The organism is Kocuria sp. (assembly GCF_030530945.1).
Classification (GTDB): Bacteria; Actinomycetota; Actinomycetes; order Actinomycetales; family Micrococcaceae; genus Kocuria.
Window position 1 is genome coordinate 23932 of sequence record NZ_JAUMTZ010000017.1, and the last position, 14311, is coordinate 38242.

Sequence of the window (14311 nt, forward strand, 5' to 3'; positions counted from 1 at the left end):
GGAGGCACAGTGAGCCACCCGTCCAGCACCCCGCAGGGGGACGACCCCCGGGTCACGGCACCGGGACCCGTGGCCGACGACGCCGCCGCGGAACCGGAGCGCTCCCCCTCCGACGGGTCCGAGCACCGCCACCGCATCAACCCGGCCCGCATGGAGGTGCGGGTACGGCGGCTCGCCCTGCTGGGGCTGGTGCTGGTGCCGGTGGTCTACTTCATCCTGCAGTCGCTGCGCTGAGCTACCCGACCACCGGATCGAGGTGCCGGGCTCCACGGAACCGTCCTGCGCCGGGTCGCCTCCGGTCTGCTCTGACCCGCCCCAACCCATCCTGGACCGGGTGGCAGCGGGCCGGGCGGACGCAGACGACGAAGGCCCCCGCCTGCGGCGGGGGCCTTCGTCGTGCGGTGCGCAGGTGTCAGTTCTGGGCCTCCGGAGCGGTGAACTCCACGTCCAGGGAGATCTGGACCTTGTCCGAGACCATGACCCCGCCGGCCTCCAGCGCGGCATTCCAGGTGACGCCGAACTCCTTGCGGGAGATCGAGGTGGTGGCGGAGAAGCCCGCGCGGGTGGTGCCGAAGGCGTCCACGGCAACACCGTTGAACTCGGCGTCCAGGTCAACCTCCTGGGTGACCCCGCGCAGGGTGAGCTTGCCCGTGACGGTGCCCTCACCGTCGGAGAGGTTCAGCCCCGTGATCTCGTAGGTCATCTCCGGGTGGTTCTCCACGTCGAAGAAGTCGCCACCGCGCACGTGGTTGTCACGCGCCTCGTTCTTGGTGTCCACGGAGGCCATGCCGATGCTCACGTGCCCGGTGGAGCGGGAGGCGTCCTCGGCCACGGTGAGCTCGCCGGAGACGTCGCCGAACACGCCGCGCACCTTGGAGATGCCCGCGTGGCGCACGGAGAAGCCGACCTCCGTGTGGGCGGGGTCCAGGGTCCAGGTGCCGGTGGTCATTCCGTCGAGAGTGCTCATGATCTGCTCCTCAGCTGGTGGGGGGCCGCGGTGCGCGGCCCCATGTGCTTGCTTCGGAAACTAATATAGGACCGGCTCACATCATCGTCAAGCTTTCCCCGGAAAGTTTCTCGGACTGTCATCCGGATGGTGCCTGGCGGTCCAGGTCAGCCGCGGCCGGACAGCCGAACTCCGGTTCAGTGGACCGCCTGCAGCTGAGGCGAGCCGCCCTCTGGACGGACGGGCCGGCGTGCTCCGTCAGAGCGGCAGGTCCAGCACCGAGTTGTGGCTGAGGCCGTGGAACTGGCGCTGGTGGTAGACCAGCGGACTCCCCGAGCCCTCCTCCCCGAGGACCTGGATCACCGCGGCGTTGAACACCAGTGCCGGCCCGGCCTTGATGCGGGCCAGCGGCACAGCCCGGAGCACGCGCCGGACCCCCAGCAGCCGCGGCTCGCCCGTGGGGAGGGTCTCCCACTCCATGTCCGCACCGAAGCGGGGCGCACCCGAGACGGCGAAGGAGCGCGCCAGGGACACGTTGTCCGAGTCCAGGAAGTGCACCACGAACGAGTTCGCGGCGGCCACCACGGCCGCCGAGCCCCGCTTGGCCTGCAGTGAGAACCCCAGGATGGGCGGATCCGCAGAGATGGAGGAGACGGAGGAGGCGGTGAGACCCACCGGTCCCTCCGGCCCGGCCACCGTGATGATGGCGATCCCCGCGGGGTGCTGGCCGAACGCGGACTTGAACCCGTCCGTGAGGTGGGGGTCGCTCTGCAGGGCCTCGGTGGGGGCCACCAGGTCCACGGCCTGCGCGGCGACCCGCTCCGCCTCTCCGCCGGAGGCGGGAACGGAGCCCATCACGGGGTCCTGTCCCGCGGTGACGGTCTCCTGGGGGGTCTGGCAACTGGCACGGTCCGGCATCATCTGGTCCTCTCCCACGGCTGTGGCCGGGGCATGCAGCCCGGCCTTCTCTCCCACTCACGATCCTGCCAGGGATCACCCGTGGCGCCCACGGCCCACGGGTCCACACTCTGGTCCACACGGTGGCAGCCGTCGCCATCCTGGGGGACGGATTCACACATGCAACTGCACCGATGAGCCCACAGGTGGCGTGACAACGGGGCAACTGTGGGACGGACCGGGGGCTGAGTCCGCCGGGCCCGGCCGGGGATGCGGGGCGGAAGTGCCCCATGTCATCCGATGCTCTTGTACTCCTTCGCGTAGTGGATGAGCGGCTGCTCCGTGGTGGCCACCCCCTCCCCCCTGCCCATGGCGGTGACCCGGCCCACCACCACCAGGTGCGTGGCGGCCGTGTGGGTGGACACGGTGTCCAGCTCGAACCAGCTGAGGCAGCCGTCGACCACCGGCGTGCCGGTGCGCTCCGTGCGGTGGAAGGCCACCGTGTCCAGCAGCCCGTCCACGGGATTGCCCGGGCTCGCGAGCCAGTTGGCCACGGAGCGCTGCCCGGCGGCGAGCAGGGACAGGGTCCACGCACCGGAGCTCTCCACGGCCTCGCACATGCGCCCCATGTCGTACAGGCACACCAGCATGGTGGGAGGGTCGTAGGACACGTCCGCGAACGCCGTGACCGTGATGGCGTGGTCCTTGCCCCGGTGGCGCGAGCACACCACCCCCACCCCCACCGCGTGCTCGGCGGCGAGCGCACGGTAGCGCTCCGTCTGCGCCTCGGTGGGCTGCTCGTCCAGGGGCTCGATCTCCATGGCCCCAGTCTGTCACCGGGTCCGCGCGGTCACCGCCCGCGGCGGCGCCACCGGGCCCCGGCGCCAGACCCGTGCGTGCCGCACCATGCGCCGACGGCCGCGCGACGTCGTTCCCGGACTCCGCGGTCAGCGCGCGCCGGGGCCCCGCCCGCCCGTCATGCGCAGGGTGATGTTCAGCCGGCCGCCGTTCCTCAGGCCCAGCCGGCGCCCGCCGGTGCCCGGCAGCACCTTCGGCACGCCGTGGAACGCGTATCGCGATGGCCCGCCGAAGACGAAGAGGTCCCCGGAGCGCAGCTCCACGTCCTGGTACGGGGCAGTGCGCGTCTCGGTGTTGCCCAGCCGGAACACGCACGTGTCCCCCAGCGAGAGGGAGACGATGGGTGCCGCGGAGAACTCGTCCCGATCCTGGTGCATGCCCATGTGCGCGGCGCCGTCGTAGTAGTTCACCAGGGCGGAGTCGGGGAGGTAGTCGCGCGCCGCGTCGTGGGCGCCGTGGAACCCCGGGTCCGCGGGCGCCTCGGCGCCCCCCGTGCCGTACGCGTCCGCGACGGCCTGCCGCCCCAGCTGCACGAGCCAGTCCGGCAGCCGCGGCAGCTGAGAGCCGCCGGAGGCGCCGTAGCGGTAGGCCCCGCCGTGCGCGCCGAGCATCACCGACTGCACGGACATCCGCCCACCACCGGGCATCACCTGGTGCCTCATGGGCGCGGAACGCACCCAGGCGCGGCACTGGGCGACCAGCTCCCGCTGCCTCCGCGGGTCCAGCCAGTCCGGGACGTGCACGGCTCCCGGGGCCGGAACCGTGCGCTCCCGCGCCACGGTGAACAGCTCGGGGAGCTCGTAGTCGGCCATGCCGTGAGCCTAGGACCGCGCTCCGACACCCGGGGCCCGGCACCCGCACCGCGGAATACCAGCCCCGCCGGCCACGTTATTTCCACAGCAAGTTTTCGTCTGGAAAGGCCTTCACATGGCACTGCCCCTGTCCGTCATCGACTTCGCCACCGTGCGCGAGAACCAGTCGGTGGGTGAGAGCTTCGCGGACTCCGTGACGCTCGCCCAGCACGCCGAGAAGCTGGGCTACTCCCGCGTCTGGTACGCCGAGCACCACAACATGCCCACCATCGCGTCCTCGGCCCCCGCCGTGCTGATTGCGCACGTTGCCGCGCACACCGAGCGCATCCGGCTGGGCTCCGGCGGCGTGATGCTGCCCAACCACTCCCCCCTCACCGTGGCCGAGCAGTTCGGGACGCTCGCGGAGCTGCACCCCGGACGCATCGACCTGGGGCTGGGCCGCGCCCCCGGCACGGACATGCGCACGCTGCGGGCGCTGCGGCGCTCCCCCGAGGCGGCCGAGAACTTCCCGCAGGACGTCCGGGAGCTGCAGGGCTACCTGCGGGACGAGTCGGTGGTCCCGGGCGTGCGCGCGGTGCCCGGCGCCGGGACGAACGTGCCCCTCACCATCCTGGGATCGTCCCTGTTCGGTGCGCAGCTCGCGGCGGCCTACGGGCTGCCGTACGCGTTCGCGTCCCACTTCGCTCCGGACGCCCTGGTGGACGCCGTGGCCGCGTACCGCTCCCAGTTCCAGCCCTCCGAGCAGCTCGCCGAGCCGTACGTGATCGCCGCGGTGAACGTGATCGTCTCCGAGGACCCGCAGGACGCCGCCCACCAGCTCGAGGCCACCCAGCGCGCCCGGGTGCGTGCCATGGTGGGCCGTGGCCGCGAGTTCACGGACGAGGAGATGGACATGGTCATGGCCTCCCCCGCCGCCTCGCAGGTGCTGCACATGCTGCGCTACATGGGCACCGGCACCCCGGAGACCGTGGTGGACTACCTGCACCGCTTCGCGGACCATGCGGACGCGGACGAGCTCATGATCTCCCCGGTGTCCACCCGCCAGCAGGACGTCCTGCGCTCCATGGAGCTGCTCGCGAACGCCTGGTCCTGAGTCTGCGCACCCGTTCCCGGGTGGGCCCGCACGGCTCCGACGACGCCCGCCCCTGACCTGGGCCCGCACCACGGGGTGCACCCGCCCACGACCTGGGGCGCGCTCAGGCGAGCCCGTCCAGGAAGCCGAGCAGGGCGGCGTCGTACGCGGCGGGGTTCTCCAGGTTGGGCGTGTGCCCGCTCTCCGGGACCACGGCGAGCTCGCCGCGCGGCAGCAGCTCGGCCATCGTCCGCGCCGCCCCGCCGTCGAATGCGTCGTCCGAGCCCACCACCACGAGCGCGGGCCCGTCCCACCCGCGCAGGGTCTCCGTGAAGTCCGCGCGCTCGGCGCGCCCACGCATCGCGGCGGTCGCACCCGTCAGCGGGGCAGAGCGGATCATCTCCGCCACGGCGCGGGCGACCTCCGGCAGCCGCTCCACGTTCTGCTCGCGGATCATCACGGGCAGCACGGAGCTCGCGTACGCGGCCATGCCGTCGCGCACCATGCGGTCCGCGGTGACGTGACGGCGACGCCGCCCGGCCGCGTCCTCCGCGTGCGGCACCGTGTCGCTGACCACCAGCGCCCGCACCCGCTCGGGGTGGGACGCGAGCAGCTGCATGGCGATCTGGCCGCCCATCGAGAAGCCCAGCAGCACCACGGTCTCCAGCCCGAGGGCGTCCAGCAGTGCCGCGAGGTCCGCGGCGAACTCCTCGGTGTAGACGATGCCCTCGGTGACCTCCGAGTCCCCGAAGCCGCGCAGGTCCGGGGCGAGCGCACGCCACCCGCCCGCCACGAGGGTGCGCACCTGGGCGTCCCACAGGGAGCGGTCGTAGGCGTGACCATGCACCAGCAGGACCGGAGGGCCCTGGCCCTCGTCCGTGAAGCTCAGCTCGGTGCCGCGCACGCGGACGGTGTGGGCGGGGAACGCTGATTGGCTCATGCGGCCATGATGGCAGGACCGGCCCCGTCGGTCATGCGGGTGCGGCGGGCAGCGGCCCGGGCCCGGACCGTTCAGTGCTCCCGGACCGCGTCCCGGACCACCTCGGAGGAGATCAGGCACATGGGCACGCCGATCCCGGGACGCACCGAGGACCCCGCGTAGAACAGCCCCTCGATCCCGGGGTCGGTGACGCTCGGGCGGAACAGCGCGGACTGACCCAGGGTGTGGCCGGGGCCGAGCATGGACCCGCGCCACGCGTTGACGTCCGCGGCGAAGTCCCCGGGACCGTAGGTGCGCCGCACCACGATCCGCTCCGCGAGGTCCGGGATCCTCGCCCACCGGGCGAGCTGGGCCACGGCGCGGTCCGCCACCTGCTCCACGCGCGGCGACCCGGGCTCATCGGTGCCCGGGGTGTGCACCCCTCCACGCCCCCAGTCCGGCACCGCCGGGGAGGGGACCAGGATGAACAGGTTCTCGTCCCCCTCCGGCGCGGTGCCGGGGTCCGTGGCCGAGGTCTTGGACACGTAGATGGACGTCTCCTCCGCCAGGGGCGTGCCGTCCGCGATGCGCGCGAAGTTGTCGTCCCAGTCCGCGGTGAACAGCAGGTTGTGGTGCACCAGCTGCGGCAGCTTCCCCCGCACACCCAGGCACACGAGCACGCCCGAGGGACCGGGATCGCGGCGCTTCCAGCGGGACTCCGGCGCGCGGTACCCACTCGGCAGCAGCCGGGTCTGCAGGTGGTGCAGATCGGTGGCACCCACCACCACGTCCGCGGGCACCGTCACCTCCTCGCCGAGCACCCCCGCCCCGGGACCGGCGGTGTCCTCCCCCGCCAGGGCGACGCCGCCCGCGGCCGACGCGCGGTAGCTGACCCCGCGCACCGAGCCGGCCGAGCGGCGTCGTGCGCGGGCGGCACCCAGGCGGGAGCGCAGGGACGCGGGAGCGGGATCCACCCGGATCCCGGTGACCGTGGCACCCGTGACGACCTCCACCCCGGCGGCGCGCACCAGCCGCGCCATGGCGTCCACGAGGGCCGCGAAACCGCCCACCGGGTACTGCACGCCGTCCGTGAGGTCCAGGTGACTCATCAGGTGGTACATCGCAGGCGCGGTGTCCGGGGACGCGCCCAGGAACACGGCGGGGTAGCCCAGGATCTGGCGCTCGCGGGGGTCCGGGAACCGCGCGGCCACGTAGCGCTGCATGGACGTGGAGAGCAGACCCGCCAGGCGCGGCAGGTTCTTCAGCACCTCGGGGCGCAGCAGCTCCGTGGGGCGGGAGAAGTTCGTGTAGAGGAAGTGCTTCTTGGCGAGCCCGTAGACCTCCTCCCCGGAGTCCAGGTACTCGCGCAGCGCCCGGGAGGAACCGGGGTCCAGCTGCTCGAAGAGCTCCTCGGCCCGTCCGCTCACCACGTCCGTGGGCGCCTCGTCCAGGTGCTCCTCGAAGAACGTGCGGTACCCCGGGTTCAGCCGCCGCAGGTCCAGCTCCGCGGCGGCGCTGGTGCCCATGAGCCGGAACCACCGGTCGATGACCTCCGGCATGAGGTACCAGCTGGGGCCGGTGTCGAACGTGAAGCCCTCCGCGGACCAGCGCCCGGAGCGCCCGCCGAGTGTGTCCTGCTGCTCCAGCAGGGTCACCTCGTGGCCGTCCCTGGCGAGCAGTCCCGCCGTGGCCAGGCCCGCGAACCCGCCGCCGATCACCACTGTGCGTGTCATGCCACCACCGAATCCTTGAGGGAGCGCGCCGCGATCCGCAGCTTCACCGCGGTGGGCACGCTGATGCGTCGCTGAGTGAGTTCGTGCGCGGGGACCCGTTCGATCCGCCGCGCGAGTTCCCGGAACAGGCCGTGGGCGATCGCCACCGCGCGGCGCGCACGCCGGTCCAGTGCGAGGATGCCGGGCACGGCGGCGTCGAGGTCCGCCGTGAGGTCCGCGAGCAGGGCCGCCTTCTGGGCCTCGTCCAGGTGCTCGGGGTCCGCTCCGGGGAAGTAGGTGCGGCCCAGCTGGTCGTGGTCCGCTCCGAGGTCCCGCAGGAAGTTGACCTTCTGGAACGCCGCACCCAGGCGCCGGGCCGTGGCGCGCAGCATCTCCCGCTGCTCGGGGGTGTCCGAGCGGGTGCCGCGCATGTCCATGAAGACCTCCAGGCACATCAGGCCCACCACCTCGGCGGAGCCGTAGATGTAGGAGTCCAGGGAGGCGCCGTCGTGCTCCGCGACGTGCAGGTCCGCGCGCATGGAGGCGAAGAACGGGCGGGTCAGCTCGCTGCCGAAACCGTGGCGGCGGGCCACGTCCGCGAAGCCGTGGACCACCAGGTCCGTGGCGAACCCGGTGTCCAGGGCCGCCTCCACGGCGGCCTCGTACCCGTCCAGTGCCTGCCGGATCCGCTCGGCGTCCAGGCCGGCCTCCTGGGCGGTGCCGTCCACCACCTCGTCCGCGACCCGCACGAGCGCGTAGATCCCGGCGATGTCACGACGCACGGCCGGGGGCAGGGTGCGGCACGCGAGCGAGAAGGACGTGGAGTACTCGCCGATCACCCGCCCGGAGGCGGCCAGGGCGGTGTCCGTGTACAGGCGCAGCGACGCGGGCGTGGCCGGCGCGTCCGGGTGGCTCATGGGGGTCCTCACTACGAGTGTCTGTTCAGGACGTGGTGGCACAGCTCGTTCAGCTGCTCCCGCTGGGGGGTGGGCAGCGGGAGACCGTCCAGGATGGCGCGGGCACGGTCCACGAGGTCCGTGGCCAGCTCCACAGCGGCCTCCCGGGCGCCCGAGGAGGTCAGTGCCTCCCGGGCCGCGCCCACCGTGGTGGCCCCGGCGGCGAGGTCCTCCAGCGCCCTCCGTGCGTCCGGGACACCCATGCCGTGGGCGGTCAGCACCGTGGCCTTGCCGGAGCTCAGGTCCGCCTCCACGGACTTTCCGGTCACCGCGGGGTCCCCGAAGGTTCCCAGGAGGTCGTCCACCACCTGGTAGCCGACCCCCAGCAGCGCACCCGCCTGCGCCAGGCGCTCGGCGTGCGCCACGGACGCCCCCGCGAGCAGGGAGCCCGCGCGCAGCGGCGCCTCGAAGGAGTACGTGGCGGTCTTCAGCCGCTCCATGTCCAGGATGTCCTGGACGCCCGGGTGCTCCGCGCCGTAGCGGTGCAGGGACAGCAGCAGGTCGTCCAGCTCCCCCGCGGCGGACGCCGCCACGGCCTCGAACACCACGTCCGCCACCGCGCGGGAGCGCTCCGGGTGGGTGGTGCAGGTGGTGGCCAGGCGCAGCGCACCCGCCAGGAGGAGGTCACCCGCGAGGATCGCGGCGGACTCCCCGGCGTGCTCGGCCTCGTGCTCGGGCGCCCCGGCCGCGGCGGCGTCACGGCGGAACAGCTCCCCCACCGTGGGCCGCCCGCGCCGACGCCAGTCGCGGTCCACCACGTCGTCGTGGACCAGCAGGGCGGCGTGCAGCATCTCGAACGACGCCGCCAGGCGCACGCACTGCGGGTCCGGCACCTCGGCCGCGCCCACCGAGTCCCCCGCGTGGTCCCCGGCGAACGCCCGCCACGCGATGTGCGTGAGCCGCGGGCGGATGAGCTTGCCGCCCGCCACCTGCTCACGGATGCGCTCCCACAGCAGCGGGAAGCCCGGACTGGTGGGCACGCGGTTGGCCGGCGCGGCGAAGAACGCGTCCAGCTCCTCGGTGACTGCCGTGCGGAAACGCTGCCAGGCGGGGTCGTCACCCGGCAGGGACGGTGCGCAGGCGGCGTGGCCGTCCGGTGTGGTCGGGCCGGCTGCGTCCCGGGGTTCCCGGGCCCCGGGGAGCTGAGTGCGCGCGTCCGGCGCCTGCCCGCTCATGCGTTCCTCGGGGCGTGACCGGTGCCGGGCGCGGGGGCCGCGGCGTGCTTGGCGGGACGTTCGCGCAGCTGCTCCAGGTAGTCCTCCATGCGGGTGGCCGTGCCGGCGAGGAACCGCAGCACCACCTGCCGGTCGGACTCGTCCAGCCCCACGAGCTCGTCCTCGACCATGCCCACCAGGGGGACCACGTACCCGGCGACGTCCGCCTTGGACGCCTCCACCGCGCGCACCGTCATGCGCCGACGGTCCTCACCGTGCGGTTCGCGCACCACGTGGCCGGCACGGACGAGGCGGTCCACCATGGCGGTCGCGGAGGCCGTGGTGATGTGCAGGGCGCGAGCCAGTTCCGTGGGCCCCATGGGGCGGTGCATCAGCAGGGCCATGGCGGTGTAGTCCGTGTCCTTCAGGCCCACGATGCGGCGCACCTGGAACCCGATGTCGGCGTTGAGGGAGATCACACGCCGCAGGGCGTGCGCGTGGGGACCGGCGTCGACGAGCTCCGACCAGCTGGTGTCCATCCGGCTCCTCACGTCCACGGTAGTTAGACAATCTAGTGAGCATCATGCTGTACGCACGCCGGGCGTGTCCAACCCCGCGCGGGTCTCACCCGAGACTGCGCAGCGCCCGCATCACGGATCCGCCGTAGCCCCCGCCGAAGCGGATGGCGTGGATCAGCAGGGGCGGCAGCTGGTACCACGGCACCCGCTGCTGCCAGCCGTCCGCGAGGGGGTAGGTCTCGTGGTAGGCGGCGAAGCAGTCCCGCCCGAAGCCCCCGAAGAGCTGCATCATGGCGATGTCGTACTCGCGGTGGCCGTAGAACGCGGAAGGGTCGATCAGCCAGTTGGCGCCCGAGCGGTCCACCACCCGGTTGCCCGCCCACAGGTCCCCGTGGAGCAGGCTCGGCGGCTCGGGGGGTCCCGCCAGCTCCGCGGCGCGCGGCGCCAGGCGTTCGAGCAGGCCCGACGCCGCCGGGTCCAGGTTCCCCGCCTCGACCGCCTCGCGCAGCAGCGGTTCGATCCGCCGCCGTAGCAGGAAGTCGGCCCAGTCGTCGGTGGGTGTGAGGTCCACGGGCACCGACCCGATGCGCTCCGGCAGATCCGGCGCCAGCCAGCCGACGTGCGGGGCCTGGGCCCGGTGGATCAGGGCCAGCCCGGTCCCGAAGCTGCGCTCCGTGGCGGTGTTCCGCCCGCCTGAGGTCTCCTCGATCCACTCCAGGGCCAGGGCCTCCTCGCTCACGTGGCGCACCCGGGGCACGCGGACCTCCTCCGGGGCCACCGCGCGCAGGGCCTCCAGCCCGGCGGCCTCCAGCGGGAGCACGCCCTCCACCACGCGGGGCATGGTCTTGGCGAACACCGGGCCCTCCGGCGTGTCCAGCCGGAAGGCGTTGGCGCTGTCCCCGCCGCTCAGGGGGTGCGCGGCGCTGGCGTGGAGCCCGGTCACGAGGTCCCGTGGAAGCTGCTCGAGGTTCGACATGCCTCCTGTCTAGCACCGCCGTCCGACAGGCACAGGCGCCTGGACGCGGCCCACCCGGGAGGTGGGCGGTGCACCGGGACGCGGGCGGGCGGCGTCGTGCTCGGCCGGGCCGGGAAAGCCGGGCCGGGAAACCTGCCGCGGGAGGTAACAACCCCAGGTTGCCGGAGGGCGAACTGTGCGTGACGGATACCCCCCACCCCCGTTTCCCGCCGCGTCACGCGGACCCTCCACGATGGCTCTCCGTGAGTACATCCCTGAGCGCAGGCCCTGAGCCCCTGCCGTCCGCGAGCCGTCCCGGGAAGATCCGGCGACGCCGCCGCTGGGACCCCGCGCAGGTGGGCCTGGCGCTGGTGCTGATCGCCCCGAACCTGATCCTGCTGGCCGTGTTCACCTACAGGCCGCTGCTGGACAACATCCGGCTGTCCTTCTTCAGCTGGAACATCTCCTCGCCGCGGGCCACGTTCATCGGGCTGGACAACTACGTGGCGTGGGCCAAGGACCCCACCAGCTGGCAGATCCTGTGGCACACGGTGGTCTTCACCGGCTTCGCCGTGGTGGGCTCCATGGCCCTGGGACTGGCGCTCGCCCTGCTGCTGGACCAGAGGCTGCGCGGCCGCGGCTTCGTGCGCTCCGTGGTCTTCGCGCCGTACGTCATCTCCGGCGCCGCCGTGGGCGTGGCCTTCCAGTTCGTCTTCGACCCCAGCTACGGGCTGGTCCAGGACCTGCTGGGCCGCTTCGGGATCGCCACCCCGAACTTCTACCAGGAGCCCGGGTGGGCGCTCGCCATGATCACCACCACCTACGTGTGGAAGAACCTGGGGTACACGTTCGTGATCTACCTCGCCGCCCTGCAGGGCCGGCGCACGGATCTGGACGAGGCGGCCGAGATCGACGGCACCCCCGCGTGGCGCCGCTTCCACCGGATCATCCTGCCGCAGCTGCGGCCCACCACGTTCTTCCTGTCCATCACCGTGCTGCTGAACTCGTTCCAGGTGTTCGACATCATCCAGGTCATGACCTCCGGGGGTCCCTTCGAGACCGCCACCACCACCATGGTGTACCAGGTCTACCAGGAGACGTTCGTCAACAGCCGGGCGGGCTACGGCGCCGCGGTGGCCACCATCATGTTCCTGATCGTGCTGGTCATCACCGCCGTCCAGGTGCGCTTCCAGGAACGGAGCGAGCAGCTGTCATGAAGATCTCCCGCGTCATCGGCTACCTGGGAATGGTGGCGGCCTTCGCGCTCGTGGCCGTGCCCGTGTACTTCATCGTGATCACCTCCCTGAAGGGGCACTCGGACATCTACTCCGACCCCATCACGTGGTGGCCCCACCCCTTCGCCCCGGAGAACTACCAGTACGTGTTCGAGAAGGTGAAGTTCGGCCGGTACCTGGCCAACTCCGTGGTCATCACCGGCGTGCTCTCGCTGATCGAGGTGGTCCTGGGCGTCCTGACCGCGTACGCCTTCGCGTTCCTGCGCTTCCCCGGGCGCAAGGTGCTGTTCCTGTTCGTGCTGGCGTCCCTCATGGTGCCCAGCCAGATCACCGTCATCTCCAACTACGCCCTGGTGGCGCAGCTGGGATGGCGCAACACCTTCCAGGGCATCATCGTGCCGCTGGCCGGCGTGGCCTTCGGCACTTTCCTGATGCGCAACCACTTCCTCAGCCTGCCCCGCGAGGTCATGGAGGCCGCGGAGATGGACGGCACCGGGTTCCTGCGCAAGCTGTTCCGCGTGGTGCTGCCCATGTCCTGGCCCACCCTGATCGCCTTCATCCTCATCACCGTGGTGACCGAGTGGAACGAGTACCTCTGGCCGTTCCTGATGTCCGACACCGACGCCGTGGCGCCGCTGCCCATCGGACTCACCCAGCTGCAGAACAACGAGGGCCTGAGCAACTGGGGCCCGGTCATGGCAGGCACTGTCATCGCGACCATCCCCATGATCGTGGTCTTCATCCTGCTGCAGCGGCACATGATCAAGGGCCTGACCGCCGGAGCGGTCAAGGGCTGAGACCCCGCACCATCCCGTCCGACACACCCATCACACCCTCGAAGAAGGAAGCACACATGGACATCTCCCGCCGTCACGCCCTCGGACTCCTGGGCCTCGGAACCGCCGCGGCCGTCACCCTCTCCGGCTGCGCAGGAGCCGGCGGCTCCGGCTCCTCCGGCGGCCAGGAGGGCTCCGGGAAGCTGCAGTTCTGGTCCAACCACCCGGCCAGCTCCAAGGACCTGGAGCAGAAGATGGTGGACGCCTGGAACAAGGCCAACCCGGACACCCCCGCGGAACTCGTGGACGGCGGCGCCGACTACGAGGAGATCGCCCAGAAGGTCAACGCCGCACTCGCCGGCGGGGACCTGCCGGACGTCTTCGTGGCGTCGGACGTGAACTGGTTCAACTTCGCGCTCAACGAGTCCGTGACACCCCTGGACGAGCTCTGGGAGAAGAACGGGATCGACGCCAGCACCTACGTGGACACGCTGCGCGAGGACTACAAGCTCAAGGACAAGCACTACTGCGCGCCCTACTCCCGCTCCACCTGCATCATGTACTTCAACAAGGACATGGTGCAGAAGGCCGGGCTGCCCGTGGACCGGGGACCCCGCACCTGGGAGGAGTTCGCCCAGTGGGCGCCGCAGCTGGTCAAGGCCAACGGGGGCAAGCCCGCGCTGGTCCTCCCGGACGGCTCCAACTACCTGGACTGGTACTTCCAGGGCATGATCTGGACCTTCGGGGGCGCCTACTCCCGGGACTGGAAGGCCACGTTCACGGAGGAGAACTCCATCAAGGCCGGGGAGTTCCTCAAGAAGCACGTGGAGCAGGGGCACATCAAGATCGTCAAGGACGGCGCCAACGACTTCGGCGTGGGCAACGGCGCCTCGCTGCTCGAGTCCACGGGGTCCCTGGGCAGCCTGCGGGAGGCCGCCAAGTTCGACTTCTACACCACCTACCTGCCGGGCCCGAAGCCCGGCTGCGCCACCGGCGGTGCGGGCCTGGCCATCCCGAACGGCATCAGCGACGAGCGCAAGCAGACCGCCGCCAAGTTCATCGACTTCATCACCAACACGGAGAACACCATCACGTTCACGCAGGCCACGGGCTACATGCCGGTGCGCAAGGACGCCATGGACCGCGCGGACGAGAAGAAGTTCATGGCGCAGAACCCGGACTCCATGACGGCGATCCACCAGATGCGCGACAACACCAAGCCGCAGGACGCCGCGCGCGTCTTCGTCTCCGGCGGGGGCCAGCGCATCGGCGGTGCGCTGGACCGCATCACGTTCGGGGGCGAGGACGTGCGGACCGTCTTCCAGCAGCTCCAGGACGAGACCCAGAAGATCATCGACTCGGACATCAAGCCCAAGCTCTGATCCCCACCGGTGGCGGCTCCCCCCCGGCGCCCCCCCCCCCCCGCCCCGGTCCGACCGGGCCCCCAACCCGCGGGGGGCCCCCCCCCCCCCCCCCCCGCCCCCCGCCGGCCCGGCGGCCC

At 71.9% G+C, this 14311-nt stretch carries 15 protein-coding genes; 5 read left to right on the top strand and 10 right to left on the bottom strand.

Translation table 11 applies throughout. The features are described from left to right. Window positions 1-9 precede the first annotated feature (9 nt). Window positions 10-234, top strand: coding sequence for a hypothetical protein (locus Q4A22_RS11390; protein ID WP_303179582.1), 225 nt, complete (start codon window positions 10-12; stop codon window positions 232-234). A gap of 178 nt (window positions 235-412) precedes the next feature. Here the strand turns inward: Q4A22_RS11390 and Q4A22_RS11395 are convergent, their stop codons facing one another. The 4 genes from Q4A22_RS11395 to Q4A22_RS11410 form a co-directional block, all read right to left on the bottom strand. Beyond that, window positions 413-967: a YceI family protein gene (locus Q4A22_RS11395; protein ID WP_303179583.1), complete on the bottom strand. Its 555-nt coding sequence runs from the start codon at window positions 965-967 to the stop codon at window positions 413-415. A 237-nt stretch (window positions 968-1204) separates the two neighbouring features. After that, a complete protein-coding gene (locus tag Q4A22_RS11400; protein WP_303179585.1) occupies window positions 1205-1921 on the bottom strand; it encodes a flavin reductase family protein in 717 nt (238 codons plus the stop codon). Window positions 1922-2136: 215 nt separating this feature from the next. Then, a complete protein-coding gene (locus Q4A22_RS11405; protein WP_303179587.1) occupies window positions 2137-2664 on the bottom strand; it encodes a flavin reductase family protein in 528 nt (175 codons plus the stop codon). Window positions 2665-2790: 126 nt separating this feature from the next. Further along, window positions 2791-3513 carry an alpha-ketoglutarate-dependent dioxygenase AlkB gene (locus Q4A22_RS11410; RefSeq protein WP_303179589.1) on the bottom strand — a complete coding sequence of 241 codons (723 nt, stop codon included), beginning with the start codon at window positions 3511-3513 and terminating at the stop codon, window positions 2791-2793. A 115-nt stretch (window positions 3514-3628) separates the two neighbouring features. Here Q4A22_RS11410 and Q4A22_RS11415 point away from each other — a divergent pair, with 115 nt between their 5' ends. Then, window positions 3629-4606 (top strand): LLM class flavin-dependent oxidoreductase, encoded by a 978-nt coding sequence (locus Q4A22_RS11415; RefSeq protein ID WP_303179591.1) that lies wholly within the window; start codon window positions 3629-3631, stop codon window positions 4604-4606. Between the two features lie 103 nt (window positions 4607-4709). Here Q4A22_RS11415 and Q4A22_RS11420 read toward each other — a convergent pair whose 3' ends face one another. From Q4A22_RS11420 to Q4A22_RS11445, 6 genes are all read right to left on the bottom strand, one after another. Then, window positions 4710-5525 (bottom strand): alpha/beta fold hydrolase, encoded by an 816-nt coding sequence (locus Q4A22_RS11420; protein WP_303179593.1) that lies wholly within the window; start codon window positions 5523-5525, stop codon window positions 4710-4712. 71 nt (window positions 5526-5596) lie between these two features. Beyond that, window positions 5597-7237: a phytoene desaturase family protein gene (crtI, locus tag Q4A22_RS11425; protein ID WP_303179595.1), complete on the bottom strand. Its 1641-nt coding sequence runs from the start codon at window positions 7235-7237 to the stop codon at window positions 5597-5599. After that, the gene (locus Q4A22_RS11430; protein WP_303179597.1) at window positions 7234-8133 is read right to left on the bottom strand and encodes a squalene/phytoene synthase family protein; all 900 of its coding nucleotides are present in this window, start codon (window positions 8131-8133) and stop codon (window positions 7234-7236) included. Before Q4A22_RS11430 ends, crtI begins: the two co-directional genes overlap by 4 nt. A gap of 11 nt (window positions 8134-8144) precedes the next feature. Next, window positions 8145-9347 (bottom strand): polyprenyl synthetase family protein, encoded by a 1203-nt coding sequence (locus Q4A22_RS11435; protein WP_303179599.1) that lies wholly within the window; start codon window positions 9345-9347, stop codon window positions 8145-8147. Beyond that, window positions 9344-9865, bottom strand: a complete 522-nt coding sequence (locus tag Q4A22_RS11440) for a MarR family winged helix-turn-helix transcriptional regulator (RefSeq protein WP_303179602.1) — start codon at window positions 9863-9865, stop codon at window positions 9344-9346. The genes Q4A22_RS11435 and Q4A22_RS11440 overlap by 4 nt, the downstream gene beginning before the upstream one ends. A gap of 85 nt (window positions 9866-9950) precedes the next feature. Next, the gene (locus Q4A22_RS11445) at window positions 9951-10820 is read right to left on the bottom strand and encodes a fructosamine kinase family protein (protein ID WP_303179604.1); all 870 of its coding nucleotides are present in this window, start codon (window positions 10818-10820) and stop codon (window positions 9951-9953) included. A gap of 242 nt (window positions 10821-11062) precedes the next feature. Between Q4A22_RS11445 and Q4A22_RS11450 the strand changes: the two genes are divergently transcribed. From Q4A22_RS11450 to Q4A22_RS11460, 3 genes are read left to right on the top strand one after another with little or no spacing between them, the layout of a single operon-like run. Further along, window positions 11063-12016 carry a carbohydrate ABC transporter permease gene (locus Q4A22_RS11450; RefSeq protein WP_303179606.1) on the top strand — a complete coding sequence of 318 codons (954 nt, stop codon included), beginning with the start codon at window positions 11063-11065 and terminating at the stop codon, window positions 12014-12016. Next, window positions 12013-12831 (top strand): carbohydrate ABC transporter permease, encoded by an 819-nt coding sequence (locus tag Q4A22_RS11455; protein WP_303179608.1) that lies wholly within the window; start codon window positions 12013-12015, stop codon window positions 12829-12831. The genes Q4A22_RS11450 and Q4A22_RS11455 overlap by 4 nt, the downstream gene beginning before the upstream one ends. 56 nt (window positions 12832-12887) lie before the next feature. Continuing rightward, on the top strand, window positions 12888-14192 hold the full coding sequence (locus Q4A22_RS11460; protein WP_303179610.1) for an ABC transporter substrate-binding protein: 1305 nt from the start codon (window positions 12888-12890) through the stop codon (window positions 14190-14192). The last annotated feature ends 119 nt before the right edge of the window (window positions 14193-14311 follow it).

Bases quoted from the DNA above. Each gene is read 5' to 3' on its own strand.
- Q4A22_RS11420 (WP_303179593.1), bottom strand. From the start codon at position 5,525: ATGAGCCAATCAGCGTTCCCCGCCCACACCGTCCGCGTGCGCGGCACC.
- Q4A22_RS11430 (WP_303179597.1), bottom strand. From the start codon at position 8,133: ATGAGCCACCCGGACGCGCCGGCCACGCCCGCGTCGCTGCGCCTGTAC.
- Q4A22_RS11460 (WP_303179610.1), top strand. From the start codon at position 12,888: ATGGACATCTCCCGCCGTCACGCCCTCGGACTCCTGGGCCTCGGAACC.
- Q4A22_RS11440 (WP_303179602.1), bottom strand. From the start codon at position 9,865: ATGGACACCAGCTGGTCGGAGCTCGTCGACGCCGGTCCCCACGCGCAC.
- Q4A22_RS11455 (WP_303179608.1), top strand. From the start codon at position 12,013: ATGAAGATCTCCCGCGTCATCGGCTACCTGGGAATGGTGGCGGCCTTC.
- Q4A22_RS11415 (WP_303179591.1), top strand. From the start codon at position 3,629: ATGGCACTGCCCCTGTCCGTCATCGACTTCGCCACCGTGCGCGAGAAC.
- crtI (WP_303179595.1), bottom strand. From the start codon at position 7,237: ATGACACGCACAGTGGTGATCGGCGGCGGGTTCGCGGGCCTGGCCACG.
- Q4A22_RS11445 (WP_303179604.1), bottom strand. From the start codon at position 10,820: ATGTCGAACCTCGAGCAGCTTCCACGGGACCTCGTGACCGGGCTCCAC.
- Q4A22_RS11405 (WP_303179587.1), bottom strand. From the start codon at position 2,664: ATGGAGATCGAGCCCCTGGACGAGCAGCCCACCGAGGCGCAGACGGAG.
- Q4A22_RS11435 (WP_303179599.1), bottom strand. From the start codon at position 9,347: ATGAGCGGGCAGGCGCCGGACGCGCGCACTCAGCTCCCCGGGGCCCGG.
- Q4A22_RS11395 (WP_303179583.1), bottom strand. From the start codon at position 967: ATGAGCACTCTCGACGGAATGACCACCGGCACCTGGACCCTGGACCCC.
- Q4A22_RS11410 (WP_303179589.1), bottom strand. From the start codon at position 3,513: ATGGCCGACTACGAGCTCCCCGAGCTGTTCACCGTGGCGCGGGAGCGC.